At 65.6% G+C, this 22,680-nt stretch carries 23 protein-coding genes; 17 read left to right on the plus strand and 6 right to left on the minus strand.

The window, feature by feature from the left end; genetic code table 11:
- Positions 1–353 precede the first annotated feature (353 nt).
- The 10 genes from B8446_RS16205 to B8446_RS02760 all read left to right on the plus strand — a co-directional run bounded on the left by B8446_RS16205 (position 354) and on the right by B8446_RS02760 (position 9,508).
- Positions 354–962: a TlpA family protein disulfide reductase gene (locus B8446_RS16205; protein WP_048846994.1), complete on the plus strand. Its 609-nt coding sequence runs from the start codon at positions 354–356 to the stop codon at positions 960–962.
- A complete protein-coding gene (locus tag B8446_RS02720; RefSeq protein WP_048846997.1) occupies positions 959–1,735 on the plus strand; it encodes an N-formylglutamate amidohydrolase in 777 nt (258 codons plus the stop codon). Before B8446_RS16205 ends, B8446_RS02720 begins: the two co-directional genes overlap by 4 nt.
- Positions 1,735–2,562 carry a shikimate dehydrogenase gene (locus B8446_RS02725; RefSeq protein WP_048847341.1) on the plus strand — a complete coding sequence of 276 codons (828 nt, stop codon included), beginning with the start codon at positions 1,735–1,737 and terminating at the stop codon, positions 2,560–2,562. Before B8446_RS02720 ends, B8446_RS02725 begins: the two co-directional genes overlap by 1 nt.
- 7 nt (positions 2,563–2,569) lie before the next feature.
- Positions 2,570–3,166, plus strand: a complete 597-nt coding sequence (coaE, locus tag B8446_RS02730) for a dephospho-CoA kinase (RefSeq protein WP_048846999.1) — start codon at positions 2,570–2,572, stop codon at positions 3,164–3,166.
- Positions 3,163–3,840, plus strand: a complete 678-nt coding sequence (dnaQ, locus tag B8446_RS02735; RefSeq protein ID WP_048847001.1) for a DNA polymerase III subunit epsilon — start codon at positions 3,163–3,165, stop codon at positions 3,838–3,840. Before coaE ends, dnaQ begins: the two co-directional genes overlap by 4 nt.
- A gap of 162 nt (positions 3,841–4,002) precedes the next feature.
- Positions 4,003–4,893 (plus strand): glycosyltransferase family 9 protein, encoded by an 891-nt coding sequence (locus B8446_RS02740; protein ID WP_048847003.1) that lies wholly within the window; start codon positions 4,003–4,005, stop codon positions 4,891–4,893.
- Between the two features lie 40 nt (positions 4,894–4,933).
- Positions 4,934–5,995, plus strand: a complete 1,062-nt coding sequence (locus tag B8446_RS02745) for a glycosyltransferase (RefSeq protein ID WP_053053652.1) — start codon at positions 4,934–4,936, stop codon at positions 5,993–5,995.
- Complete coding sequence (asnB, locus tag B8446_RS02750) at positions 5,996–7,759, plus strand: asparagine synthase (glutamine-hydrolyzing) (RefSeq protein WP_048847007.1); 1,764 nt, start codon at positions 5,996–5,998, stop codon at positions 7,757–7,759.
- 18 nt (positions 7,760–7,777) lie between these two features.
- Positions 7,778–9,097 (plus strand): dihydroorotase, encoded by a 1,320-nt coding sequence (locus B8446_RS02755; protein ID WP_048847009.1) that lies wholly within the window; start codon positions 7,778–7,780, stop codon positions 9,095–9,097.
- A 45-nt stretch (positions 9,098–9,142) separates the two neighbouring features.
- Positions 9,143–9,508: a hypothetical protein gene (locus B8446_RS02760; protein WP_241767601.1), complete on the plus strand. Its 366-nt coding sequence runs from the start codon at positions 9,143–9,145 to the stop codon at positions 9,506–9,508.
- Positions 9,509–9,527: 19 nt separating this feature from the next.
- Here B8446_RS02760 and B8446_RS02765 read toward each other — a convergent pair whose 3' ends face one another.
- Positions 9,528–9,836: a hypothetical protein gene (locus tag B8446_RS02765; RefSeq protein ID WP_048847013.1), complete on the minus strand. Its 309-nt coding sequence runs from the start codon at positions 9,834–9,836 to the stop codon at positions 9,528–9,530.
- Between the two features lie 28 nt (positions 9,837–9,864).
- Here B8446_RS02765 and B8446_RS02770 point away from each other — a divergent pair, with 28 nt between their 5' ends.
- The 4 genes from B8446_RS02770 to der all read left to right on the plus strand — a co-directional run bounded on the left by B8446_RS02770 (position 9,865) and on the right by der (position 14,418).
- Positions 9,865–10,854, plus strand: coding sequence for a hypothetical protein (locus B8446_RS02770; RefSeq protein WP_148505820.1), 990 nt, complete (start codon positions 9,865–9,867; stop codon positions 10,852–10,854).
- A 114-nt stretch (positions 10,855–10,968) separates the two neighbouring features.
- The gene (locus tag B8446_RS02775; RefSeq protein WP_148505821.1) at positions 10,969–11,673 is read left to right on the plus strand and encodes a hypothetical protein; all 705 of its coding nucleotides are present in this window, start codon (positions 10,969–10,971) and stop codon (positions 11,671–11,673) included.
- 1 nt (position 11,674) lies between these two features.
- On the plus strand, positions 11,675–13,051 hold the full coding sequence (locus tag B8446_RS02780; protein WP_048847343.1) for a PQQ-binding-like beta-propeller repeat protein: 1,377 nt from the start codon (positions 11,675–11,677) through the stop codon (positions 13,049–13,051).
- Positions 13,048–14,418 carry a ribosome biogenesis GTPase Der gene (gene der, locus B8446_RS02785; protein WP_048847019.1) on the plus strand — a complete coding sequence of 457 codons (1,371 nt, stop codon included), beginning with the start codon at positions 13,048–13,050 and terminating at the stop codon, positions 14,416–14,418. The genes B8446_RS02780 and der overlap by 4 nt, the downstream gene beginning before the upstream one ends.
- Before the next feature lie 540 nt (positions 14,419–14,958).
- On the opposite strand, the gene B8446_RS02790 is transcribed toward der, so the two are convergent.
- From B8446_RS02790 to B8446_RS02805, 4 genes are all read right to left on the minus strand, one after another.
- Positions 14,959–15,498, minus strand: a complete 540-nt coding sequence (locus B8446_RS02790) for an HdeD family acid-resistance protein (RefSeq protein WP_048847022.1) — start codon at positions 15,496–15,498, stop codon at positions 14,959–14,961.
- Between the two features lie 34 nt (positions 15,499–15,532).
- The gene (locus tag B8446_RS02795; protein ID WP_048847023.1) at positions 15,533–16,315 is read right to left on the minus strand and encodes a meso-2,3-butanediol dehydrogenase; all 783 of its coding nucleotides are present in this window, start codon (positions 16,313–16,315) and stop codon (positions 15,533–15,535) included.
- Positions 16,316–16,417: 102 nt separating this feature from the next.
- On the minus strand, positions 16,418–16,840 hold the full coding sequence (gene arfB / locus B8446_RS02800; RefSeq protein ID WP_048847025.1) for an alternative ribosome rescue aminoacyl-tRNA hydrolase ArfB: 423 nt from the start codon (positions 16,838–16,840) through the stop codon (positions 16,418–16,420).
- A gap of 83 nt (positions 16,841–16,923) precedes the next feature.
- The gene (locus B8446_RS02805) at positions 16,924–18,267 is read right to left on the minus strand and encodes a GntT/GntP/DsdX family permease (RefSeq protein WP_048847027.1); all 1,344 of its coding nucleotides are present in this window, start codon (positions 18,265–18,267) and stop codon (positions 16,924–16,926) included.
- Positions 18,268–18,480: 213 nt separating this feature from the next.
- Between B8446_RS02805 and B8446_RS02810 the strand changes: the two genes are divergently transcribed.
- From B8446_RS02810 to B8446_RS02820, 3 genes are read left to right on the plus strand one after another with little or no spacing between them, the layout of a single operon-like run.
- Positions 18,481–19,908, plus strand: coding sequence for a sugar porter family MFS transporter (locus B8446_RS02810; protein ID WP_048847029.1), 1,428 nt, complete (start codon positions 18,481–18,483; stop codon positions 19,906–19,908).
- Between the two features lie 13 nt (positions 19,909–19,921).
- The gene (locus tag B8446_RS02815; RefSeq protein WP_048847031.1) at positions 19,922–20,662 is read left to right on the plus strand and encodes a dienelactone hydrolase family protein; all 741 of its coding nucleotides are present in this window, start codon (positions 19,922–19,924) and stop codon (positions 20,660–20,662) included.
- Positions 20,662–22,059 carry an MFS transporter gene (locus B8446_RS02820; protein ID WP_053053654.1) on the plus strand — a complete coding sequence of 466 codons (1,398 nt, stop codon included), beginning with the start codon at positions 20,662–20,664 and terminating at the stop codon, positions 22,057–22,059. Before B8446_RS02815 ends, B8446_RS02820 begins: the two co-directional genes overlap by 1 nt.
- Here the strand turns inward: B8446_RS02820 and B8446_RS02825 are convergent.
- On the minus strand, positions 22,038–22,679 hold the full coding sequence (locus B8446_RS02825) for a class I SAM-dependent methyltransferase (protein WP_048847033.1): 642 nt from the start codon (positions 22,677–22,679) through the stop codon (positions 22,038–22,040). The genes B8446_RS02820 and B8446_RS02825 overlap by 22 nt on opposite strands.
- Position 22,680: the final 1 nt, after the last annotated feature.

Consider the following 22,680-nt stretch of genomic DNA (forward strand, 5'->3'; position numbering starts at 1 on the left):
CTGCCGCGAGGACAACGCGTTTTCGGCAAGGGGAGCGCATCGTCGCGTCCCGGTTCGTCCGGAAACGGCGCGTTGAACCTTTGTTGTCGCAGCGCACAACAGGGGCGATCCAGGATGGGGATCAGCTAGACCCTTGCCTGTTCAGCCTCGCCCCGACACCTTCGATAAGACCAGCACAGGCCGCTCGAATGGCCCGCCCGAGGGGTTCGACATACGCCGTGGAGGCACCCTATATACAATGGGCAAAGAGTCTGATCCCGCATCCGTTTCGGGGAGACCGCCATCATTGCGGGCGCCGCCCGCACAACGAGGTCGCCATGTCCTCGGCCCGTCATGCCGACGCAGGAGAAATTATGATCGCCAGTCCCACACGCCGCGCGGTTTTCGCAGGAACGATGACGGTCTGTGTCGGTCTGGGCATGCTGCGTACCGGTGCACTGGCGGCCGGGGCATCTGTCGAAGAGCCTGACGACGAACGCCCGATCGGCCGAATGACGCACGCGGCAAATCCGCTGCCGCCGCTTTCGGCCACATTTCTGGACGAGAAGGGACAGACCGTGTCGCTTGCGCAGTTTCGCGGACGGCCGGTCGTGCTGCATCTCTGGGCGACATGGTGCGGCCCGTGCCGGACCGAACTGCCGCAGGTCGAACACGCGCTGGCCGATCTGAAGCGGGTTCCTGAGGGCCCGCTGATCGTGCCCGTCGCGGTCCAGAGCGGCGATGCCGGGAAAGTCCGTGCATTCTACGCGAAGACCGGCCTCGACAGCCTGCCGCTTTACGTCGATGCACCGGCTGCGCTGGTGAACGAACTGACGGCTCGCGACCGGCTGTCCGAGACATTGCCGGCAACCTTCATCCTGAATGCGGACGGACAGATCGTGGCTCACCATTTTGGTGACATGCAGTGGAGCGCGGCAGGCGTGCGTCAGGCGATCGCCACCGCCACAGGAAAGGCATCATGAGCAGTCGTTCCCTCCTCGCCGAGAGCGATCCGCATCCCGTAAGGGCCCATCCCGCTAAACATGCATCGCCTTTCGTGCTGGTCAGCGATCACGCGGGGCGGGCCGTGCCACTGGCGCTGGGCGATCTCGGGGTCCATGCCGACGACTGGGACCGGCACATCGCATGGGATATCGGCATCGCGGGCGTCGGCCACAAACTGCGCGACCGGTTGGGCGCGACCCTCATCGAGCAGACCTATTCGCGGCTGGTGATCGACTGCAACCGGGCACCCGGTCATCCGACATCCGTCGTCATCTCCTCGGACGGGACGACGGTTCCGGTGAACGCATCGGCGCCGGCGGACTGTCATGCGCGTCGGGCCCACGAGATCCTGCACCCGTATCACGGCCGGATCGCCGAGGAACTCAACGCGCGCGAAGGCGAACCAACCGCGCTGATCGCGCTGCACAGCTTCACGCCGGTCATGGGCGGCGTGGCGCGTCCATGGCAGATCGGATTGCTGCACAACCGCGACAGTCGCCTGACGAGCATCATGCTCGAACTCCTGCGGGCGGAAGGCGATCTGTGCGTGGGTGACAACGAGCCTTACGTCCTGACCGATACGTCGGATTACACCGTCCCGCTGCATGCCGAGGCGCGGGGCCTTCCCTATCTCGAGGTCGAGATCCGGCAGGATCTGATCGCGGACGAGGCCGGGCAATGTGCATGGGCGGACCGGCTCGCGCGTCTGCTGCCGATCGCCTGGGCGCGTTTCTGCGCGACGCACGCCTGATGCCGATCCGGGGTACGACGCGGCTGGCCGGTGTCATCGGCTGGCCGGTCAAACATTCGCGCTCGCCGCTGCTGCACAATCACTGGTGCGCACATTACGCGATCGACGGGGCCTACGTGCCGCTGGCCGTGCGTCCGGACGATCTCGGGACCGCGCTGAAAGGCCTATGCGCGGCCGGTTTCGCAGGCGTGAACCTGACGATCCCGCACAAGGAAGCAGCGCTGTCCCTGATGGACCGGATGGACCGTTCGGCGGAGCGGGCAGGGGCGGTCAACACGGTCGTCTTCGCGGCGGATGGCGAGACGGTCGGGCTTTGTTCGGATGGGACCGGATTCGTCGCCAATCTCGATGCGCATGGCGTGTCGCCCAAAGGCCGCGTGCTCGTGCTCGGGGCGGGCGGCGCGGCGCGGGCCGTCGTCGCAGCACTGCTGGATCGCGGCTGTGAAGTGACGATCACGAACCGCACGGCGGCACGCGCGATCGAATTGCGGGAAGCGCTGGATGCACATGATACGCTTCCATGGGATGCCTGGCCGGAGGCGCTCGGCGATTTCGACCTTCTGGTCAACACGACCTCGCTTGGCATGGACGGGCACGGGAATGCCGTGTTCGATCTCGGTCAGGCGTCGTCCGGCTTGTCTGTCGCCGATATCGTCTACGTGCCGCGCCAGACACCGCTTCTGGCGGCGGCGGAGGCCCGGGGTCTGCGCGGCGTGAACGGTCTGGGCATGCTGGCGCATCAGGCCGTCATCGGTTTCGAGGCGTGGTTCGGCGTCCGTCCGGACGTGGATGCCGCCACCATGGCGCTGCTCGACGCGGATCTCTGAGGCAGGCGTGCTGGTGCTTGGTCTGACGGGGGGCATGGGGGCCGGCAAGAGCACCATCGCCCGCCTGTTCCGTCTCCGACACATCCCGGTCTTCGACGCGGATGCGACCGTTCATCGGCTTCAGGGCCGCCATGGTGCAGCCGTCGCCCCGATCGCGACTCTCTGCCCGCAGGCAGTCGCGGACGGGCGGATCAGGCGCGACGTGCTGAGAACGTTCGCAACCCGCTCGCCTGACGCGATGCGGGCGCTCGAGGCCATCATGCATCCACTGGTGGCACAGGCGCGCGCCCAATTCCTGCGCACGGCACGCGGCCGCGGCGCATGGCTCTGCGTACTCGATATCCCGCTCCTGTTCGAGGTCGGCGCAGATCGGGACTGCGATCTGGTGGTCGTGGCACATGCGCCTCTGGCCACGCGACGCAGGCGGATCGCGGTACGGCGCGGCGTGTCCATGGAGGCGGCGGATGCTCTCATCGCACGCCAGATGTCCGACCGCGCCCGTCTCGCGCGCGCCGATATCGTGATCCCGACAGGACTTTCGCGTCATGTCGCCGCCGTGCAGGTGGCGCGCCTGCTCGATCGGCTCTACAAACTCAGGCCATGAAACGTTCGATCCTGTTCGATACCGAGACCACCGGCCTCGATCCCGCAACCGGCGATCGGGTCATTGAAATCGCTGCCCTGGAACTGATCGACGATCTGCCGACGGGCCGTAATTTCCATGTTTTGATCAATCCCGAGCGCGATATCCCTCCTGAAGCCAGCCGCGTCCATGGGTTCACGCTGGCCGATCTGGAGGGCAAGCCGCTCTTCGCGGCCGTGGCGGACGGGTTCCTCGAATTCGTGGGCGAAGACGTGCTGATCGCGCACAACGCACCGTTCGATTTCGGCTTCATGAACGCAGAGCTCTCGGCCTGCGGGCGGCCGACTCTCGATCGAGCGCGCATGGTCGACACGCTGGTTCTGGCCAAGAAGCGCTTCCCGGGACTGCCGAACAGTCTCGATGCGCTCTGCCGCCGTTTCAGCATCGACCTGTCGGAACGTACGACCCATAACGCGCTCTTGGACTGCAAGCTGCTGGCCGAGGTCTATCTCGAACTGATGGGCGGCCGGCAGCGCGGCCTCGGACTGGCTACACCTGCGGCCGGCGGCAATGTCGCCTCCTACCAAATACAATCCGGTCGTATACCGCGCCCCATGCCCGAGCCGGACGAGGCGACCTTGGCCGCACATGCGGCCTTTCTCTCCAGCATCAAGTCGCCGATCTGGCAGCGTTGATCGCGTGATATCCCGCGCAGTGAGCCGGAACGCTCCGGGCTTCCTTCAACCCGAGGCGTCCTTGGGCATCATGCGATGCGATTGCGGGCCGATCGATACAGACACCTGGCCGATGCGCTCCGCCTTGGACGCAGCCACCACCCGCGATATTGCTCGCGGCGCATGAACATCCTTTTCATCACCGCGAACCGTCTGGGTGACGCGGTGCTCTCCACAGGGCTGCTCAACGCGCTCGGCCGACGATATCCTCGCGCCCGGTTCACGGTCGCCTGCGGACCGGTCGCCGCCAGCCTGTTTGCGCCGAACCCGCGCTGCGTACGGGTCATCACGGTCGAGAAGCGCCGCTACGACGCCCACTGGCTGTCGCTCTGGCGCGAATGCGTCGGGACACGGTGGGACCTCGTCATCGACCTTCGCGGATCGGGCGTCAGCTTCTTCCTGTGGGCCCGGCGTCGCAGGATCATGCGTGGCGGTCGTCGGAACGGTCTGCGCATCGGTCATCTGGGTGCCGTTCTGAACCTCGATCCGCCGCCGCTTCCGGTCGTCTGGACCACACCAGGACAGGACGAGCTTGCGCACGAGGCATTGCCGGATGTGGCCCGGTATCTGGCACTTGGGCCGACCGCCAACTGGGATGGCAAAATCTGGCCTGCAGAACATTTCATAGAACTTGCCCGCGCCCGGCCCGATCTCATCCCGGTGCTGTTCTACGGCCCGGGGACAGACGAGGAGCGGCGTGCGTCGCCCGTCCGCGCCGCCCTGCCACATGCGATCGACCTCGGCGGCGATCGGCCTCTGGGCGAGGTGGCGGCCCTGCTGCGACGCTGCGCGCTGTTCGTCGGCAACGATTCGGGCCTGATGCATCTCGCAGCCGCGGCCGGCGTGCCGACGCTGGGCCTGTTCGGCCCGTCGCGCGTCTCGGAATATGCACCGAGCGGGATATGCGCGCGCGCCGTCATCGCACCCGGACCGGAGGGACAGGCGCCGATTGCGGGATTGGACGTCGCTACCGTTCTGGCCTCTGCCGACGAGATGTGCCCGGCCCGCATGTGAAGGCTGAGGGCGACTGCATTTCGTGATAAGGGCAGCCGCGATGTCCGGATCGATCGACCCACTCCCGCAGGCTGCCTTGCCTTCTGTCGCCCATGTCATGGCCGGCAGCCCGGCCGGTGGTGCGGAACTGTTCTACGAGCGTCTGTGCGCCGCGCATCAGCGTGAAGGACGCAGGCTTCTCAGTGTCATCCGGCGGGACGATGCCCGGGCCGCGCGGCTGAACAGGGCAGACGTCTTCCCGAAGATGCTGGCTTTCGGCGGCGCGCTCGATCTGCTGACGCGCCCGCGCCTCGGACGCCTGCTCAAAGCGTTTGCCCCTGCAGTCACCGTTGCCTGGATGAGCCGAGCTGCCCGCATGACGCCGCGCGGCCCCTGGACGCTCGCCGGGCGGCTCGGCGGCTATTACGATCTTTCGACCTATCGTCATTGCGACCACCTGATCGGCAATACGAGAGGTCTGGCGGAATGGATGGTATCCCAGGGCTGGGCCGCCTCGCGGGTGCATCACCTGCCGAATTTCGCGACCGATTTCGGCACCGTCGCGCCACGTCGCCCCGATTTTCTCCCGCCCGACGCCCCGTTCGTGCTGGCACTCGGCCGGCTCCATGCGAACAAGGGGTTCGATGTGCTGATCCGCGCCATGGTGCACGTGCCGGGCGCGCATCTGGTCATCGCAGGCGAGGGCCCGGAGCGTGCGGCCCTTGAAACGCTCGCGCGAGGCGGAGGCGTGGCTGACCGTGTGCATATGCCGGGCTGGGTGCAGGATAGTGGCGCGCTGCTGCGGGCCTGCGACGTGCTGGTTTGCTCGTCTCGGATCGAGCCGCTCGGAAATGTCGTGATCGAGGCTCAGTCGGCGGCTGTTCCCGTGGTCGCAACCGCCATTCAGGGACCACATGAAATCCTTGAGGGCACACAGGACGGACTCTTGGCGGACGTCGAGGATCCCCGGTCGCTGGGGCTCAGGATCGCCGAGGTTCTGGAGGATCGCGCCCTCGCGGAAATGCTGGCACGAAATGGACGGGCCCGTTTCGAGCGGGAGTTCGCCGAGCCGGTGGTGATGGCGCAATGGCGCGCGTTTCTGGCAACCGTGGGGCAGGCATAGATGTGCGGCATTGCAGGCATCTCGTGCCGGCCGGGGCTTGTGCCCGATGCCGCCATGCTGGACGCGATGGAAGCGGCGCTGGTGCATCGCGGCCCGGACGGCGGCGGACGATATTGCTGCAACGGTGCGGGACTTGTGCACCGCAGGTTGTCGATCGTCGACCTCGACGGCGGCGCGCAGCCGATCCTGTCGGATGACGCTGCCCTGATCGCCAATGGCGAGATCTACAACGATCCCGAATTGCGCGCGGCGATGCCGGATACGGCGTTCGCGACCGGCAGCGACTGCGAACCCGCACTCCATTTGTGGCGCGACGAAGGGCTCGGCTTCGCGGGTCGGTTGCGCGGCATGTATGCGATTGCCGTCGCGCAGACGCGGGGAAGCGGCCACGAGATCGTGCTGGCGCGCGACCCTTTCGGGATCAAGCCGCTCTATCTCGCGCAGTGTCCCTCGGGCATCGCCTTTGCATCCGAACCCGAGGCCCTGCTTGCAGCAGGCATCGGTCGCCGCGAAGCGCGCGATTCTGCACGGGACGAGCTTCTGCAACTCCAGTTCACGACAGGCTCGGATACGATCTTTCCGGGAATCCGGCGCGTAAATCCGGGCGAGACGGTCCATCTGGTCGATGGCAGGATCGCAAGCCAGCGCCGCGTCCCGGTCTTGCCGCGTGCCTCGGGTGTCTTCACGTCCGAGGCTCCGGCGCTCGCGGCGCTCGATGCCGCCCTGGCCGACAGCGTGCGCGCTCATCTGCGTGCCGACGTGCCGGTTGGCATGTTTCTCTCCGGCGGGATCGACAGCGCCGCCGTGCTGGCCACCATGGCGCGCGTGGGCGACGCCCGCCCGGTCGCATGGACCGCGCGCTTCGATGTGCCTGGCTCCGCCGATGAGAGTGTTCACGCACGCGCGCTCGCGCAGGCCGTGGGCGCGGATCATCGCGTCATGACCATCACGCGTGACATGGTATGGCGGGACCTGCCGAAGATCGTCGCCTGCCTTGATGATCCGGTGGCCGATTATGCCACGATTCCAACCTGGTTCCTCGCCCAGGAAGCGGCGCGGGAGGTGAAGGTCGTGCTCAGCGGAGAAGGCGGCGACGAGCTGTTCGCGGGTTACGGCCGTTATCGCCGGGCCATGCGTCCCTGGTGGCGCGGTGGGCGAGCGCCCTGGACCAGCGGTGCCCTGTCCGGCATGGGCGTATTGCGCCGCGATGATCGCTCATGGAGACGTGGCATGGCGGCGGCTCTGGCCAGCTGGTCGGATGTCGGCCGGCTGGCGCGTGCGCAGGCGCTGGACATCGGCGAATGGCTGCCGAACGACCTGTTGATCAAACTCGATCGCTGCCTGATGGCCCATGCGGTCGAGGGGCGCACGCCGTTGCTGGATCCGGTCGTGGCTGCCGTCGCGCAAAGTCTCCCGGACTCGATGAAAATCAGGGGCGGGCAGGGGAAATGGCTGCTGCGCCGGTGGCTGGCAGACGCCCTGCCGCAGGCGCGCCCGTTTGCGCCGAAGCAGGGGTTCACGGTGCCGATCGCCGACTGGATCATGCAGAATGGCGCGCAAATCGGTGCACTGGTCGCACGCGCCCCGTGCATCGCAGAGATTGCCCATCCCGAACGGGTGCGTGCGCTGTTTGCCGACGCCAGTCGGCGCAAGGCGCGGCGCGGAGCATGGACGCTCCTGTTTTATACCCTGTGGCATGCCATTCACATCGACGGCGCGGATGCCGACGGCGATGTGATGGATACTCTGGCGCAAGGCGCCTGAGCGAGTCATAGAACGCGCATGCGCTACGATCTCATCATCCGTAACGGACTGTGCGTTCTCCCGTGGGGCGAGGTGCAGACCTCGCTCGGCGTCCGCGATGGACGCATCGCAAGCCTCGGCGTGCGCGCGGACGACGAAGCCCACGAAGTCATCGACGCGTCCGGCCTCCATGTCCTGCCCGGCCTGATCGACAGCCACGTGCATCTGCGCGAACCCGGCAATGCCGGCGTGGAGACGATCGAGACCGGCACGCGCGGCGCAGCCCTGGGCGGGGTGACGATGGTGTTCGACATGCCGAACACGAACCCTCCGATCACGGATCGGGACATGATCGCGTGGAAGCAGGAGCACGTGCCGCGGCACGCCTGGACGGATTTTGCCTTCTTCGTCGGCGCCACGCGTGAGAACACGCCGCAGCTCGCAGCGCTGGAGCAGATGCGCGGCGTGTGTGCGATCAAGGTCTTCGCCGGATCATCTACCGGCAACCTGATGATCGAGGACGATGCCGGGATCGAGGCCGTCATGCGGTCCGGGCACCGCCGGATCGCCTTTCATTCCGAAGACGAATACCGCCTCCAGGCACGCAAGCCTTCGTTTCACAGCGGGCAGCCCTATGCGACGCACAGCGAGTGGCGCGACGTCGAATGTGCCTTTCTCGGCACGCGGCGGATCATGGCGCTTGCCCGCAAAACTGGCCGCCCGGCACATATTCTTCATGTCTCGACCGCGGAAGAGCTGTCTTATCTCCAAGGTTATCGCGATGTCTCGACGGTCGAGGTGCTGGTCAATCACCTGACCCAGATCGCCCCGGACTGTTACGAGCGGCTGGAGGGGCTTGCGGTCATGAACCCGCCCCTGCGCGATCGGCGCCATTACGCGGCGAGTTGGGCGGCCATTGCCGACGGCACTGTGGACGTCGTCTCATCCGACCACGCCCCGCATCCGCTCGAGGCAAAGCGTAGGCCATGGCCGGATTGCCCCGCCGGCCTGACGGGCACGCAGACCATCGTGCCCCTGATGCTGGATCATGTGAACGCCGGGCGGCTTAGTCTTGCGCGCCTTGTCGACCTGATGGCGGCAGGACCGGCGCGCGTCTACGGCTTGCAGGGCAAGGGCCGGATCGCCGCAGGGTATGATGCGGACTTCACCCTTGTGGACATGAAAGCCGAGCGCACGATCGAAAACGCGTGGATCGCAAGCCCTTGCGGATGGACGCCTTTCGACGGACAGCGCGTGAAGGGCTGGCCGATGGCGACTATCGTGCGCGGCCGCGCGATCATGCGCGACAACGCGATGATCGGTGCGCCGGACGGTTGGCTTGCCCGATTTGCGCCGTAAATTCGGGGCACATGCCTGCGACCTTTTCCAGGAGCCGATGGTCCCGTGACCCGAATTCTTCCAGTCCTTCTCATGGCCGCAACGGCCATATCCCCGGCCATGGCCCAGAGCACGTGGACGGCCGCGCAGTGCGGCGCGGAGCCCAAGGTGCCGACCGTCAGCACCACGAACGTCTCGCAGTACAACGCGAGCGTCGATGCGGTTCAGGCCTATGACCACGCCGCCCGAATCTACAATGCCTGCGTGAACCAGCATGCGCAGCAGGAAGAAACCGCGATCAGCGAGGATGCGCGCACGAAGATTGCCCGTATCCAGTCCGGCAGCACGGCGGTGCAGAAACGAATCGGCGCCAATTTCGCGGCGCTCGCGCAGCAGCTGAGTGCTGGCGCGCACAAACTCGGCGGCCACTGAGACACGCGGCACGCATGGTTTATTGACCGGTGCGTGCGCGATTCTGATCGGGCGTGAGACTGGTCGGGCCTTCCGCCACCTGCCGCGCCACGCCGGGCATCAGATCCGGCCGGGCCCAGCAGTCCACGCCTTCGAAGCCTTGGGTGCAGTAGGGCTGGGGCGGTGGCGGCCCCTTCGGCGGCGCGCAGAAACTGTCGCCATCATAAAGATAGGCGGTATTGCAGTCGCGACCCGTGACTTCCGATGCGAGATAGTCCGCGCCGCATCCTGCCAGGGGAACGCAGAGCGCGCTCGCCCGTAACATCGTCAAAACAAACGGTCCCGTCATTCACGCCATCCCCAAGAGTCCGCGCAGGATGCCGTATAAGTCCGAAGATTTGGTTAATACGCGACGGTGGCGCCTCTTTGCGGGGGCCGTGCTGCTGCGGCTTGCCTGCGGTGCCGCCGCGGCAATGCCTGGAGACGATCAGGCCTATACGGGAACGCTCGATTCGCCGCCGGTGCCTCTGACGAAGGCGGGCGGCGTCTATGTCCAGCCCTACCTTTATCTCGGCGCACCAACGGGTGTCTTCAATGCGGAGGGGGACGAACACCCGGTCGAGAATGCCGAGACATCCGCCAGCAGCCTCACCATCGTCAAATACGGTCTGACACACTGGCTCTCCATCTACACGACGCCGGAAGTCTCCTACGGGTGGGGACCGGCAGGCACGACGTCGGGGCCACGCCTGAACGACCTTCCGGTCATCCTGCAAGGCTATGTTCTCGATCGGCAGGGACGCACATGGCATACGAGCGTCACACTCGACCTCGGCATGGATTTTCCGACCGGCGCCTATGATCGTCTGTCACGCGGGCAGAACGGTACCGGCTCAGGGGCCTACGCATTCCGCTACGGGCTGATCGATCAGACGGCTTTCAAATTCCAGGGGCTGCCGCCGTTTCGCACGCGGTTGTGGGCCCTGAACGGGCAGCCGCTCGCCACGGCACCGCTGCATGGTCTGAGCGTCTATGGAACGCACGCGGGGTTTTCGGGGCACGTGGCACCGGAGGCATTCGGCAGCGCGGGCGGCGCGATCGAGCTTGCGCTGGATCGCCATGTGGTCCTGGGGCTCGACGTCATTCGGGACTGGTCCAGCGGCAGCCGCGTGAGCGGGCGCTGTGCAGGGCAGAACAGCGGCACGACGTTCAACACGGCGGCAGGGAACGACTGGTTCTTCGTTCCAGCGGTGGAATATAATTTCTCGTCGACACTGGGGCTTGTCGGCGGCGTCGGCGTCACCGGGCATGGCCATGACGCAACGCAGCAGATCGTGGGCACGGCGGCCCTTGCAATGACGTTCTGAGACTTGGCGGCGGACGTTTGCTCCGCCCGCGCGGTGCCTGTATGGTCCGCGCCCGAATGGCAGGTGCGCAGCGGGCATGCGCGCCGCGATCAGGATCCGGCAGAGAGGGCACGCGTGGCCGACGATATTTTCAGTCATGACATGGCGGACTGGCACGCCGAGCGCAATCGCGCGTTCGCGCGCCGCGTCGCGGCAGGCGGGGTCATTGCGGCATGTGCCATCGTGGTGGGCCTCGGCGCGTGGCAATATACCGCGTATCGCCACGGCAAGACCGATGATGCGGCGTCGGCCCGCTATTTCGATGCCGCGCGCACGGTTCAGACCGCACACGGCCTGAAAGCGCCGCTGCCGGCAAATGTCGCAAGCGCGGGTTCCACCCTTGCCGACCTGCAGGCAAACGGGCCGGCCGCGATGCGTGGCTATGCCGGGTTCCAGCTGGCAAATCTCCGCCAGCAGAGCGGCGATCTCGCCGGGGCCCAGCAAGCCTGGCATACGATTTCCGCCGCGAACGACGTCCCGGAATCACAGCGCCAGCTCGCGACCCTTCTGTCGCTTGAGGCCTCCGAAGGCCATGCGGATGCGAAAGTGCTGCGTGAGGGCTTTACAAGCCTGAGCCAACGGCCCGGTCCATGGCAGGCTCTGGCCCAGGAACAACTCGTGGGTCTCGATCTCGCGCCCGGCGCTACAGCAGCCCAGAGCGCGGAAGCACAGAGAATCCTGACGCGCCTTTCGCAGAATGCGGCCGCACCGGAAGGCGTGCGAGAACGGGCGCAGATGATGTTGCAGACATTTGGCGACGCAACCGGAGGCGCCGGCTGAGATGACTTACAATACCAACCAGACGCGCCTCGGGCGCCGCGCCCTGCTCGGCGGCGTCATTGCGTTGCCCATGCTGTCCGGATGCGATGAGGACAAGAAGCCGGTTCTGGCGGGCCATCGCGTGGACGTTCTCTCCAGCGGCGCGGGACTGACCGTCGACAAGGACGACAGCACGCCGATCGCGTTGCCGCCGGTCCAGACGCTCGACAACTGGCCCCAGTCCGGCGTCCATCCCGATCATGTCGCGATCAACGCCGCATGGCCGGGCACGACGAAGCAGCTCTGGACGCATTCCATCGGCCACGGCGTCTCCGAGCCGAGCCTCTGGTCGTTCGCGGCGCTGGGCTCGAACGGCCGCGGCGCGATCCAGTCCCCGCCGGTCGTCGGCGGAGGCCGTATCTATACCGTGGACGGCATCGGTACCGTGCGGGCATGGAACTGGCCCGGCATGACGCAGGTCTGGTCGCTCACGCCGACGCCGCGCAAGATGAAATCCAGCAACATCGGCGGCGGGATCGGTCTCGACGGCGATACGCTCTACATCGTCGATGGCGTGGCGCAGACCCTGGCGGTCGATGCGGCGACTGGCCATGTGAAATGGCGCACCGATCTCGGCACGCCCGGTCGCTCGGCACCGACGATCGTCGACGGGCGCGTCTTCTTCGGTACGATCGACGAGCGCCTGTTCGCACTCGACGCCAAGACCGGCAAACAGATCTGGACCTATTCCGCAACACCCGCCGATACGGTGATGTTCGGGCAGCCGGCACCCGCGGTTGTCGACGGCATCGTGCTGGCCGGATTTGGCTCGGGCGATCTCGTGGCGCTGCGTGCTGTGACCGGCGAGATGGTGTGGAGCGACAGCCTCGGTGGCTCGAACGGCCGCGACGAGACGATGGACTTCGCCTGCGTGCGGGGTGCCCCCGTAATTTCCGAAGGCACGGCCTATGCCGTGAGCATGTCGCGCGTGCTGGTGGCCATCGACATGCGCTCCGGCCGCAGGCTGTGGGAACGCGAGGTCGCCAGCCAGAACGCGTTGTGCGTCGCCGGGGACTGGATCTACGTCCTTTCGGCGGACGAACAGGTCGCCTGCGTCGACAAGCTTTCGGGCCATGTGCGCTGGATCAGCCAGCTGCGCCGTTTCGTTCGCATGGAAGCGCAGAAGAATGCAATCGAATGGCTCGGCCCGGTTCTCGCGGGCGGCAAGCTCGTGTGCATCTCGACCTGGAACAAGAACGGCATGGCCGTGCTCGATGCGGTCAGCGGCAAGATCACCGATATCGTGCCCACCCATAAACCATCGCTCGTCGCGCCGATCGTCTGTGACGGGCAAGTTCTCGTCATCAGCGAGGACGGCAACCTGACTGCCTACGGATGAACACCTCTGAAAACCTGCCGGTCGTCGTGATCGCGGGCCGACCCAATGTCGGGAAGTCCACGCTGTTCAACCGGCTCGTCGGACGGCGTCAGGCGCTGGTATCCGACATGCCGGGGGTCACGCGCGACCGCAAGGAAGGCGAGGCGATGCTTCGCGGTCGGCGGGTTAGGCTGATCGACACCGCAGGCCTCGAGGAAGCGGCGCCCGATACGCTGTTCGGACGGATGCGCGCATCGTCGGAATCCGCCGTGGCGCAGGCGGACCTCGTGCTGTTCTGCATCGACGCGCGCGCCGGCATTACCCCGGCCGACGCCCATTTCGCAGCATGGCTCCGCAGGCAGGATCGACCTGTGCTTCTCCTGGCCAACAAGGCGGAAGGGCAGGCGGGGACGGACGCGGCGCTCGAAGCCTATTCGCTGGGGCTGGGCACGCCGCTCGCGCTTTCGGCGGAGCACGGCGAAGGCATCGCCGATCTGATGGGCGAGATCGCGGACCGTCTTCCGGACGCGCCACGCGCGCAGGCGCCGCACAGCGAGGACCGTCCGGAAGGACCGCTGCGTCTGGCGATCGTCGGCCGCCCAAACGCGGGCAAGTCGACGCTCCTGAACCGTCTGCTGGGCGAGGAGCGCATGATCACCGGCCCCGAGCCGGGCCTGACGCGCGATGCGATTTCGGTCGTGCTGGACGATCCCGGCGGTCCGATCCAGATCGTCGATACGGCGGGCATGCGCAAACGTGCGCGCGTCGAGCAGTCGCTCGAGCGGATGTCGGTCTCGGCCTCGATCGAGGCGCTGAAGATGGCCGAGGTCGTGGTCCTGACGCTGGATGCGACTTTGGGTGTTCACGAGCAGGATTTGCAGATTGCCCGCCTGATCGAGCGCGAGGGGCGCGCCTGCGTGCTCGCCCTGAACAAGTGGGACGCTGTCGAGGATCGCGCCAAGACCCGTCAGGCGATCGCCGACCGCATCGAGACGTCGCTTGCGCAGATGCGCGGCATTCCCGTGGTCACGTTCTCGGCCATGACGGGGGCCGGGGTGAAGCATCTGCTGCCGGCAGTGCGACGTGCCCACGAGGTCTGGAATGCCCGTGTGACGACAGGCGAACTGAACCGCTGGTTCGAAGGCGCGCTCGAGCGGCACCAGCCGCCGCTCGTCGATGGACGGCGCCTCAAGCTGCGATACATGACGCAGGCCAAGTCCCGGCCCCCGACATTCATCATTTTCGGCACACGCGCGGAAATGCTGCCGGATTCCTACAAGCGTTATCTGGTGAACGGCCTGCGCGAGACGTTCCATCTGCCCGGAACGCCGATCCGTATTCAGCTGCGCGGCACAAAAAACCCCTACGCCGAGAACACCGAGCGGTAAGCAATGGCGGCGCGCGTGCCTGCGCCGCACGCGCGCGCCGTATTGCCTGGGGCCGCGACGGGATGGCAGCCCGAACCTGCACATCGGCTCAAGGCCGGTTTACTTATTGGAAGGCCTTGGGCCGGCTGGGCGGTCCGTCGTGGTCTGCGTGGGTCTCGAGCATCAGCCACAGCGTATGCGTGATGGCGGTCATTGTGGGAACGTAACATTTAGAATTTGCGGTCTATTTAAGCAGCCCGACAAAGTGCGATGATATGTAATCGTCACTGAGCGGAGGCGATTGTCGTTTCGAACAGGGGTCTCTCTGTTCCGGCGCCTGCACGGACGGGCGTGTCCTGTATCTCATAGGTTCCTGGCGCGACGCCAGCGGTCTTCCAAAGTGGTCATCTCGGCGTCAGAGCGCGATCGGGAAGATATCCGGCCATAGACAGTCGCTTGCGACGGTGCGTTTCGCGGGATACAGCCATAAAAAAGCCGTGCACGAGGCACGGCTGGATATGATCCGCCCGGCACGAATGTCGGACAGTCAGATTCGGGTGGTCAGCGGATAGACCGTGCAGGGCGCATCGCCAGACCCAGCTGCAGCCAGGCCACGCCTGCGATGATCAGTTCGACGGCCACGAATGTGCCGATCAGCCACAGCCCGGACCACGGCAGGCTCGTGTACAGTAGGATGCCGATCAGCAGCGTGACCACGCCTCCCAGCGCCATGAGCTGCCAGCCGCCGGTTTCGCGATGGGAAAACGCGATGGCCAGCCGCGCCACGCCTGCGATCATCATGCAGATCGAGATCACGGCGGTGATGAAGATCGAGCCAGCCACCGGTTCGGCCATCAGCAGCACGCCACCGAGCACGTAAAGACACCCACCGGCGAGGGCGAACAGCCGGCCGCTCCAGTCCCGCGCGCTGATCGCATGGGCAATCTGAAAGATGCCCGCCACGACGATCGCAATGCCAAGCAACATGACACTGGCAAGCGATACACTCATCGCATCGATCCAGGCGAGGACACCGAGCACGATGCTCGCAACGCCAAGGCCTACGAACCAGGTCCAGCGGTCGGAATTATAGATGGCCATGGCGGTCCTCGTTCAGGGGAAGGAAAGGGTGACTTCAGCTCGGAAACGGCGGCTGGCCGTTGCCTGCAGTGATACCACCATCGACGGGCAGGATGGCACCCGAGATGAACCCTGCGGCGTCGCTGGCCAGAAACACGATGGCAGACGCCATGTCCTCGGGCTGCCCGATGCGACGCAGGGGAATCGCACTGACGAGTTTGTCGAGGTATTCCTTGTTGTCCATCATGCCGTCCGTCATGCCGGTATGCGTGACGGACGGGCAGATCGCATTGACCCGGACGCCGTCCGGACCATGCGCCAGCGCCAGCGCACGGGTCATGTTCACGACAGCGCCCTTGGAGACGTTGTAGAGCGTCGTGTTCCAGTCCCCGCCCGTGCCGGAGACCGAGGCGGTGTTGACGATGCATCCGCCGCTCTTGATCAGGTGCGGCAAGGCTGCCTTGGACGAGAACAATGCCCCATCGATATTGACGGCCACAACGCGATGCCAGTCCTCGACGGAATTGTCGAGAATGGTGCCGAGAACTGTCGTCCCCGCGTTGTTGACCAGCACATCGAGCCGTCCAAAACGCTCCAGCGCCGTCTCAATGCTGCGTGCGGCTTCGCTCGCCTGGCTCTGATCGACGATGCACGCAACGCTGCGGTCCTCGGGCGCGCCGGCCATGGCGTCCTTGAGCGTATCCTCGTCCTGATCGGACCAGACGACCGACGCGCCCTGTGACAGGAACTTCAGCGCTGTCGCCTTGCCGATGCCGGACGCGGCACCCGTGACGACGACAACCTTGTCGGCGAATGTTCCGCTTACATTATCAGTCATGAAAAAGACTTTCTCGAAATGACAGGAGACAAAATGCGCCTCGGTGTCGTGTTTCGAATAAAGTCCTCGGTGGACCGAATGGTTCCCCTATGGACTGACGCGTCAATCCTCGGACGGACGGCTGCGGCCCTGCTTGATCTGGCCCCGATGGAGTTTGCTTTCGAGCCGACGACGCTTTTCACCACGTGACGGACGCGTCGCGATCCGTCGGACCGGCGCGATCAGGGCTTCACGAATCAGGTCCGCCAATCGCTCCCGGGCGTCCTCCCGGTTGCGGGTCTGACTGCGGAAACGCTGCGCCGTCAGAACGATGACGCCGTCCTTGGTCAGCCGTCCGCCCGCGAGTGCCTGAAGCCGGGCCCGGACGCGGGGCGGCAGGGACGGGGAGTGCCGCGCATCGAAACGAAGCTGGGCCGCGGTGGCCAGCTTGTTGACGTTCTGGCCTCCGGGGCCGGACGCGAGGATGTAGGAGATTGCGATCTCTTCATCCGGGATCTGGACGGTCGGGCCGATGCGTAGGGACATGACGCCAGATGTAGACCGAAACGGAACCGGCGCGCACCGCGATGTGCACGCGCCGGCCTCCGCATCGCCCGGACGTCACGCCATCAGCTGATGAACTGGGCCAGCAGGAGGCAGAACGCCAGGCCGAAGAACGCAATCAGCGTCTCGACCGCCGACCATGTCTTGATCGTCTGGGGGACGGTCAGGCCGAGATATTCCTTCATCTGCCAGAAGCCCGCATCGTTCATGGGGCCGAATGCCACCGACCCGGCGCCGGTCACCAGAACCATCAGCTCGGGCGACACACCATGCGCCTTCAACAGGATCGGTCCGGCGATCGAGGAAGCCGTGCTCATGGCGACCGTGGCCGATCCGCAGGCAACGCGCACGACCACGGCGAGAAGCCATGCCAGCACCAGCAACGGCACATGCGCACCCAGAGCGACGTCGGTGATCGTCTTGGAGACACCGCTGTCCACCAGCTCACGTCCGAAACCGCCGCCGGCACCGACCAGCAGCATGATGAGTGCCGTCGGGCCAAGGCACTCGTTGGTGAAGCGCAGAATGGTCTCGCGCGAGAAGCCGCGGGCCAGACCGAGGACGTAGAACGAGAGGATGGTCGCAAGGACAAGCGCGATATCGGTGTTGCCGATGAAGTGCAGCAGCTGGTTGGCCTGCGTCTTGGGCGTTGTCACAACGTCGGCGATCGAGCCCACGAGCATCAGGATGACCGGCGAGAGGACCGTCACGACGGTAATGGTGAAGGACGGAAGCTTCTCCGGCACCTGACGGTTCGTGAACTGCTCGCCAAGTGCGTTCGTGCCCTCGATCTTGATGCGCGGGGCGACGAAGCGGGCAAAGATCGGACCGGCCAGGATCGCCGTCGGGATGCCGACGAGGATGCCCCAGAAGATCGTGCGGCCGGTATTGGCGTGATAGGCTTGGAGCGCGAGCAGGGTCGCAGGATGCGGCGGCACCATCGCATGGGTGACCGACAGCGCGGCGCCCAGCGGAAGGGCGAGGCGCAACAGGGGCGTGTTGTGTCGCTGGGCCATGACGAAGGCCAGCGGGATCAGCAGCACGAACCCGACTTCGAAAAACACCGGCAGACCCACGATCAGGCCGATCAGCATCATGGCCCAGTCGAGTTTGCTTTTGCCGAACGCCTGGGAGACCGTGATCGTGATGCGGTCCGCACCCCCCGATTCGGCCAGCATCTTGCCCAGCATCGTGCCGAGCGCAATCACGGTGCCCACGTGGCCCAGCACGTGTCCGGCGCCGGCTTCGAACGAGGCCACCACCTTGTCGGGTGGCATGCCTGCCGCCAGCGCCAGGATCAGCGACACCGTGAACAACACGATGAACGGGTTGAGGCGGAAATAGGCGATCAGGACGATGATCGCGGCGATTGCGGCGGTCGCAAGACCTATGGCGAAGACGGGTGTCATGACGAAGGATGACGACGGGATGCGCCGGATCCTGTCAACAGAGGTGCGGATGACGATAAATTGTCCACCGCTGATTTATCTCGCAACGAATGTGATCCTCTGAACACAGGGGTGTTCGCATCGCATTCGGGCCGCCATAAAGACCAGCGCGTGTTCCGGTGCCGACATCCGGTGCGCGCGTGTGCATGGGATTCGGAAGGGAATACGCGTCGTATGGTTGGAGTGGCGGCAACACGGACCGAAAGTACGGATGGGGCGATGGGGTCGGCCAGCACCGGACGCGCGATCGGCCTCGGAATTCTGGCCGCGCTGGCGGGTCTGATGTTCGGGCTCGATACAGGCGTCGTCGCCGGCGCGCTGCCGTTCATCGCCACCGATTTCCATATTCCGGCCCGGACCGAGGAATGGATCGTCTCGTCCATGATGGCGGGTGCCGCATTTGGTTCGCTTGTCGCAGGTTCGATCTCGGCCCGCTTTGGGCGCACAGGTGCCATGCTCGGCTCGGCCTTGCTGTTCCTCGCCGGTACGGCGGCCTGCGCGCTGGCGCCGTCGCCTGCCTTCCTGATCGGCGGTCGGCTCGTCCTGGGTCTCGCCGTCGGCGTCGCGGCCTTCGCGGCCCCGCTCTATATCTCCGAGATCACGGTGGAATCCGCGCGCGGCGCCATGATCAGCTTCTATCAGCTGATGGTGAGCTTTGGCATTTTCGCGGCCTTCGTGTCGGACAGCCTGCTGGCATCAGGCGGCCATTGGCGCTGGATGCTGGGCGTGATGGCCGTGCCCGCGACGCTGTTCCTGCTGGGTGTGCTGTTCCTGCCGCATACGCCGCGCTGGCTGATGATGCAGGGGCGCACCGAACGCGCGCGCTCGGTCCTGCGGATGCTGCGGACCGACAACGACGTGGCGGAATCCGAGCTGCAGGAGATTCAGGCCCGGCTCAATCAGGACAGCCACAAGGGCTTCGCCCTGTTCCGGTCGTCCGGAAATTTCCGACGGTCGGTCCTGCTCGGCATGGTGCTGCAGGTCATGCAGCAGCTCACCGGCATCAACGTCCTGATGTACTACGCCCCGCGCGTTTTCCAGGCTGCGCATTTCGGAACGTCGGCAGCGGTCTGGGCCACCACGCTGGTCGGGCTGACTAACATGGCGCTGACGGGCGTTGCGATCGTTTTCGTGGATCGCTGGGGGCGCCGGCCCCTGCTGGTCCTGTCGTGCCTCATCGCCGCGATCAGCATGGCGGGCGTCGGCGTGCTTCTGCTCAGTGGCGCGCAGAGCTTTTCGACACAGCTTGCGCTCGTGGGGTTCGTCCTGCTGTTCGTGGCCGGGTTCGCGATCGGTGAAGGCCCCCTGGTGTGGACGCTGTGTTCCGAGGTTCAGCCGACGCGCGGCCGCGATTTCGGCATCGGCTGCTCGACGGTCACGAACTGGGCCGCGAACTGGCTGGTCAGCAACACCTTCCTGACCCTGATGGCGGCTCTCGGCTCCGCGCATACATTCCTTCTGTTCGCCCTGCTCAACGGTTTGTTCATCGTCGTGACGGTCCTTTTCGTGCCAGAGACACGCGGCGTCTCGTTGGAAACGATCGAGGCGCGCCTGTTCGCGGGCAAGCGGCTGCGCGATCTCGGGCAGACGAACGCGCGCTGAAGGAACACGCGACATGCTGATCAGGACGGACGAGACCTGCGACATCGCAACCCCCACAGGTCCGATGCGCGTGCATGTATCGCGCCCGGTCAAGGCGGGCCGGTTTCCGGCCGTCGTGCTGTATTCGGAAATCTACCAAGTCACGGCACCGGTCGCGCGACTTGCCGCGATGATCGCCGGGCAGGGCTATCTGGTGGCGACACCCGAGGTATACCACGAATACGAACCTGCGGGATCGGTCCTGGAATATGACGTTCCGGGAACGAACCGGGGCAATGCGCTCAAATACGAGAAGCCGGTGTCGGGCTACGATACAGATCTCGATGCGCTCACCGACTGGCTGAGAAGCCACCCGGACTGCACGGGCCGAATCGGCTCGTTCGGCGTGTGCCTGGGCGGTCACCTGGCCTTCCGTGCAGCACTGCATCCGGCCATTTTGGGCGCGGCCTGTTTTTATGCGACGGATCTGCACACGGCATCCCTCGGTGCGGGCCGCTCGGACGACAGCCTTGCGCGCGTGTCCGAAATCCGCGGCGAACTCATGATGACATGGGGCCGATCGGACCCGCACGTTCCTTATGAGGGACGCCGCAAGATCCGCGATGCGCTTGAGGCGGCCGGCACGGCGCTCGAATGGCATGAGGTCGATGGCCAGCATGCGTTCCTGCGCGACGGCGCGCCGCGCTTCGATGCAGCGCTCTTCCTGCAGGCAATGGCCAACACCAACGCGTTGTTCGCACGCACGCTCCGGTAATGGGCAGTCCCGGCATTTCGACGACACAGGGGCCGACCGGCCTGCCGCAGCCGTTGCGCTGGCAGGCGATGCTGGCGGTCGCTCTCTCCGTCCTGCTGTCGGTTCTCGACTACGCGGTCGCAAACGTAGCACTGCCGACGATCGCGCGAGATATGCAGGCGACGTCATCACAGTCGATCTGGGTCATCAACGCCTACCAGTTGGCATCGCTCGCCGCATTGCTGCCGCTGGCATCGATCGGCGCGCGAATCGGTTTCGCCCGCATGTGCCGCATCGGCATCATGCTGTTCATGGTCGCATCCGCGCTCTGCGCGCTTTCGCATACCCTGCTGGAATTGACGCTGGCGCGTGCGCTGCAGGGGTTCGGAGGCGCCTGCATCATGAGCGTCAACATCGCCCTGATCCGCTTCATCTATCCGCACGAGCAGATCGGCCGCGGTATCGCGCTGAACGGTCTCGTCATCGGCAGCGGCGTGGCCCTCGGGCCGACGATCGGGTCGATCGTCCTGTCGGTTGCAACCTGGCCATGGATCTTCTGGATCAATATCCCGCTGGCACTGGCGGCACTCGGGCTCGCCTGGTCCGCGCTGCCGCAGACGCCGCGCTCCACCGTGGCGGTCGATGTCGCGGGTATCGTGGCAACGCTTGCGGCGTTCGTGTTCACGGTGCTGGGACTCGACGACATCGTGCACGGACACGCCGATTCGGGCGGTGTGATGTTCGTGGTCGGCATCATCGCATGGGCGTTGCTGCTGCGCCGTCAGCGCGGGCGCGCCAATCCGATCGTGCCGGTCGACCTGCTGCGCGATCCGGAATTCGCGGTCGCGTTCTTCGTCGGCATGGTCGCGTTCATCGCGTCCAACTTCTTCATCATCTCGATGCCGTTCACACTCGAGACGCTGATGCACCGCAGTCCTTCGGTCACAGGCTTCCTCATTGCGCCATGGGCCGTGGGTGTTGCGGTCATGTCCTATACCATCGGCAAGGTCGCGGACCGACTGCCGGCAGGCGTTCTGTCGACCGTCGGGATCGGGGTGACGGCGCTGGGCTTCCTGCTGCTGCGTCTGTTGCCGCCCGATGCATCGAATGTCGATATCGTGTGGCGCACGGCGCTGGCGGGCTGCGGCTTCGGCGCTTTCCAGCCGCCGAACAATCGCATGATGATGATCCTCGCACCGCGCGGCCGGGAAGGCGGGGCCAGCGGTCTGCTGTCGGTCGCACGTCTCGGCGGCCAGACGCTGGGCGCGCTTCTGGTGGCAGGGGTCTTTGCGATCCACGCCGATCTGGCGCCAGAGCGCTGTCTGGCGCTGGCGACATTGTCCGGTCTCGTTGCGTGTCTGTTGAGCGGGTCGCGTCTGGTCGTCGGCAGACGGCGTCAGGCCGGCGTCACGCGATAAAGCGTGGTCCGGCGTGTGGTGCGGTCTTCAAGCTCTTCAGACGTCGGAACGATCCGGCTCGTGATCTCGGCCAGACCCATCGTCGGGCGATAGGCCCGTCCCGGGTCGGCGATCCAGACTTCGGCCGTTCGGGCGCAGCGTTGCAGCCATGGCATGATGTGGGCTGCCATCGGAGCGTTGTAGCAGATATCGCCGCACAGGATCAGATCCCATGCGCAGTCCCGGCCAACGAGATCCGCGGTCTCGGTCTCGACGGCTATGTTATTGAGGCCTGCGTTCAAGGCGACGGCAAAGGCTGCCATTGGGTCGATATCATTGCACAGGACCGAGGCAGCCCCCGCCATGGCGCAGGCGATGCCGGCAAGCCCGGAGCCGGAGGCGAAATCCAGAACGCGGCGTCCGGCAACCAGCTCCGGATTGTCCAGAACATGCCGGGCGATGAGCTGACTGCCGGGCCAGGCAAATGCCCAGAACGGCGGTTCGATGCCCGATCGTGCCAGATGTGTCTCGGTTGCCTGCCACAACGGTGTAATCTCGGTCGCCAGATGCAGGGCGATTTCCGGCACCAGCGGCGGGTGGGCCGCGACCGTCTGCTGCGTGACGAATTCGATTTCGTTCATT

Source organism: Tanticharoenia sakaeratensis NBRC 103193 (genome assembly GCF_000963885.1).
Classification (GTDB): domain Bacteria; phylum Pseudomonadota; class Alphaproteobacteria; order Acetobacterales; family Acetobacteraceae; genus Tanticharoenia; species Tanticharoenia sakaeratensis.

Coding starts and splice junctions, on each gene's coding strand:
- B8446_RS16205 (WP_048846994.1), top strand. CDS start 354: ATGATCGCCAGTCCCACACGCCGCGCGGTTTTCGCAGGAACGATGACG.
- B8446_RS02720 (WP_048846997.1), top strand. CDS start 959: ATGAGCAGTCGTTCCCTCCTCGCCGAGAGCGATCCGCATCCCGTAAGG.
- B8446_RS02725 (WP_048847341.1), top strand. CDS start 1,735: ATGCCGATCCGGGGTACGACGCGGCTGGCCGGTGTCATCGGCTGGCCG.
- dnaQ (WP_048847001.1), top strand. CDS start 3,163: ATGAAACGTTCGATCCTGTTCGATACCGAGACCACCGGCCTCGATCCC.
- B8446_RS02740 (WP_048847003.1), top strand. CDS start 4,003: ATGAACATCCTTTTCATCACCGCGAACCGTCTGGGTGACGCGGTGCTC.
- B8446_RS02745 (WP_053053652.1), top strand. CDS start 4,934: ATGTCCGGATCGATCGACCCACTCCCGCAGGCTGCCTTGCCTTCTGTC.
- asnB (WP_048847007.1), top strand. CDS start 5,996: ATGTGCGGCATTGCAGGCATCTCGTGCCGGCCGGGGCTTGTGCCCGAT.
- B8446_RS02755 (WP_048847009.1), top strand. CDS start 7,778: ATGCGCTACGATCTCATCATCCGTAACGGACTGTGCGTTCTCCCGTGG.
- B8446_RS02765 (WP_048847013.1), bottom strand. CDS start 9,836: ATGACGGGACCGTTTGTTTTGACGATGTTACGGGCGAGCGCGCTCTGC.
- B8446_RS02770 (WP_148505820.1), top strand. CDS start 9,865: ATGCCGTATAAGTCCGAAGATTTGGTTAATACGCGACGGTGGCGCCTC.
- B8446_RS02780 (WP_048847343.1), top strand. CDS start 11,675: ATGACTTACAATACCAACCAGACGCGCCTCGGGCGCCGCGCCCTGCTC.
- der (WP_048847019.1), top strand. CDS start 13,048: ATGAACACCTCTGAAAACCTGCCGGTCGTCGTGATCGCGGGCCGACCC.
- B8446_RS02790 (WP_048847022.1), bottom strand. CDS start 15,498: ATGGCCATCTATAATTCCGACCGCTGGACCTGGTTCGTAGGCCTTGGC.
- B8446_RS02795 (WP_048847023.1), bottom strand. CDS start 16,315: ATGACTGATAATGTAAGCGGAACATTCGCCGACAAGGTTGTCGTCGTC.
- arfB (WP_048847025.1), bottom strand. CDS start 16,840: ATGTCCCTACGCATCGGCCCGACCGTCCAGATCCCGGATGAAGAGATC.
- B8446_RS02805 (WP_048847027.1), bottom strand. CDS start 18,267: ATGACACCCGTCTTCGCCATAGGTCTTGCGACCGCCGCAATCGCCGCG.
- B8446_RS02810 (WP_048847029.1), top strand. CDS start 18,481: ATGGTTGGAGTGGCGGCAACACGGACCGAAAGTACGGATGGGGCGATG.
- B8446_RS02815 (WP_048847031.1), top strand. CDS start 19,922: ATGCTGATCAGGACGGACGAGACCTGCGACATCGCAACCCCCACAGGT.
- B8446_RS02820 (WP_053053654.1), top strand. CDS start 20,662: ATGGGCAGTCCCGGCATTTCGACGACACAGGGGCCGACCGGCCTGCCG.
- B8446_RS02825 (WP_048847033.1), bottom strand. CDS start 22,679: ATGAACGAAATCGAATTCGTCACGCAGCAGACGGTCGCGGCCCACCCG.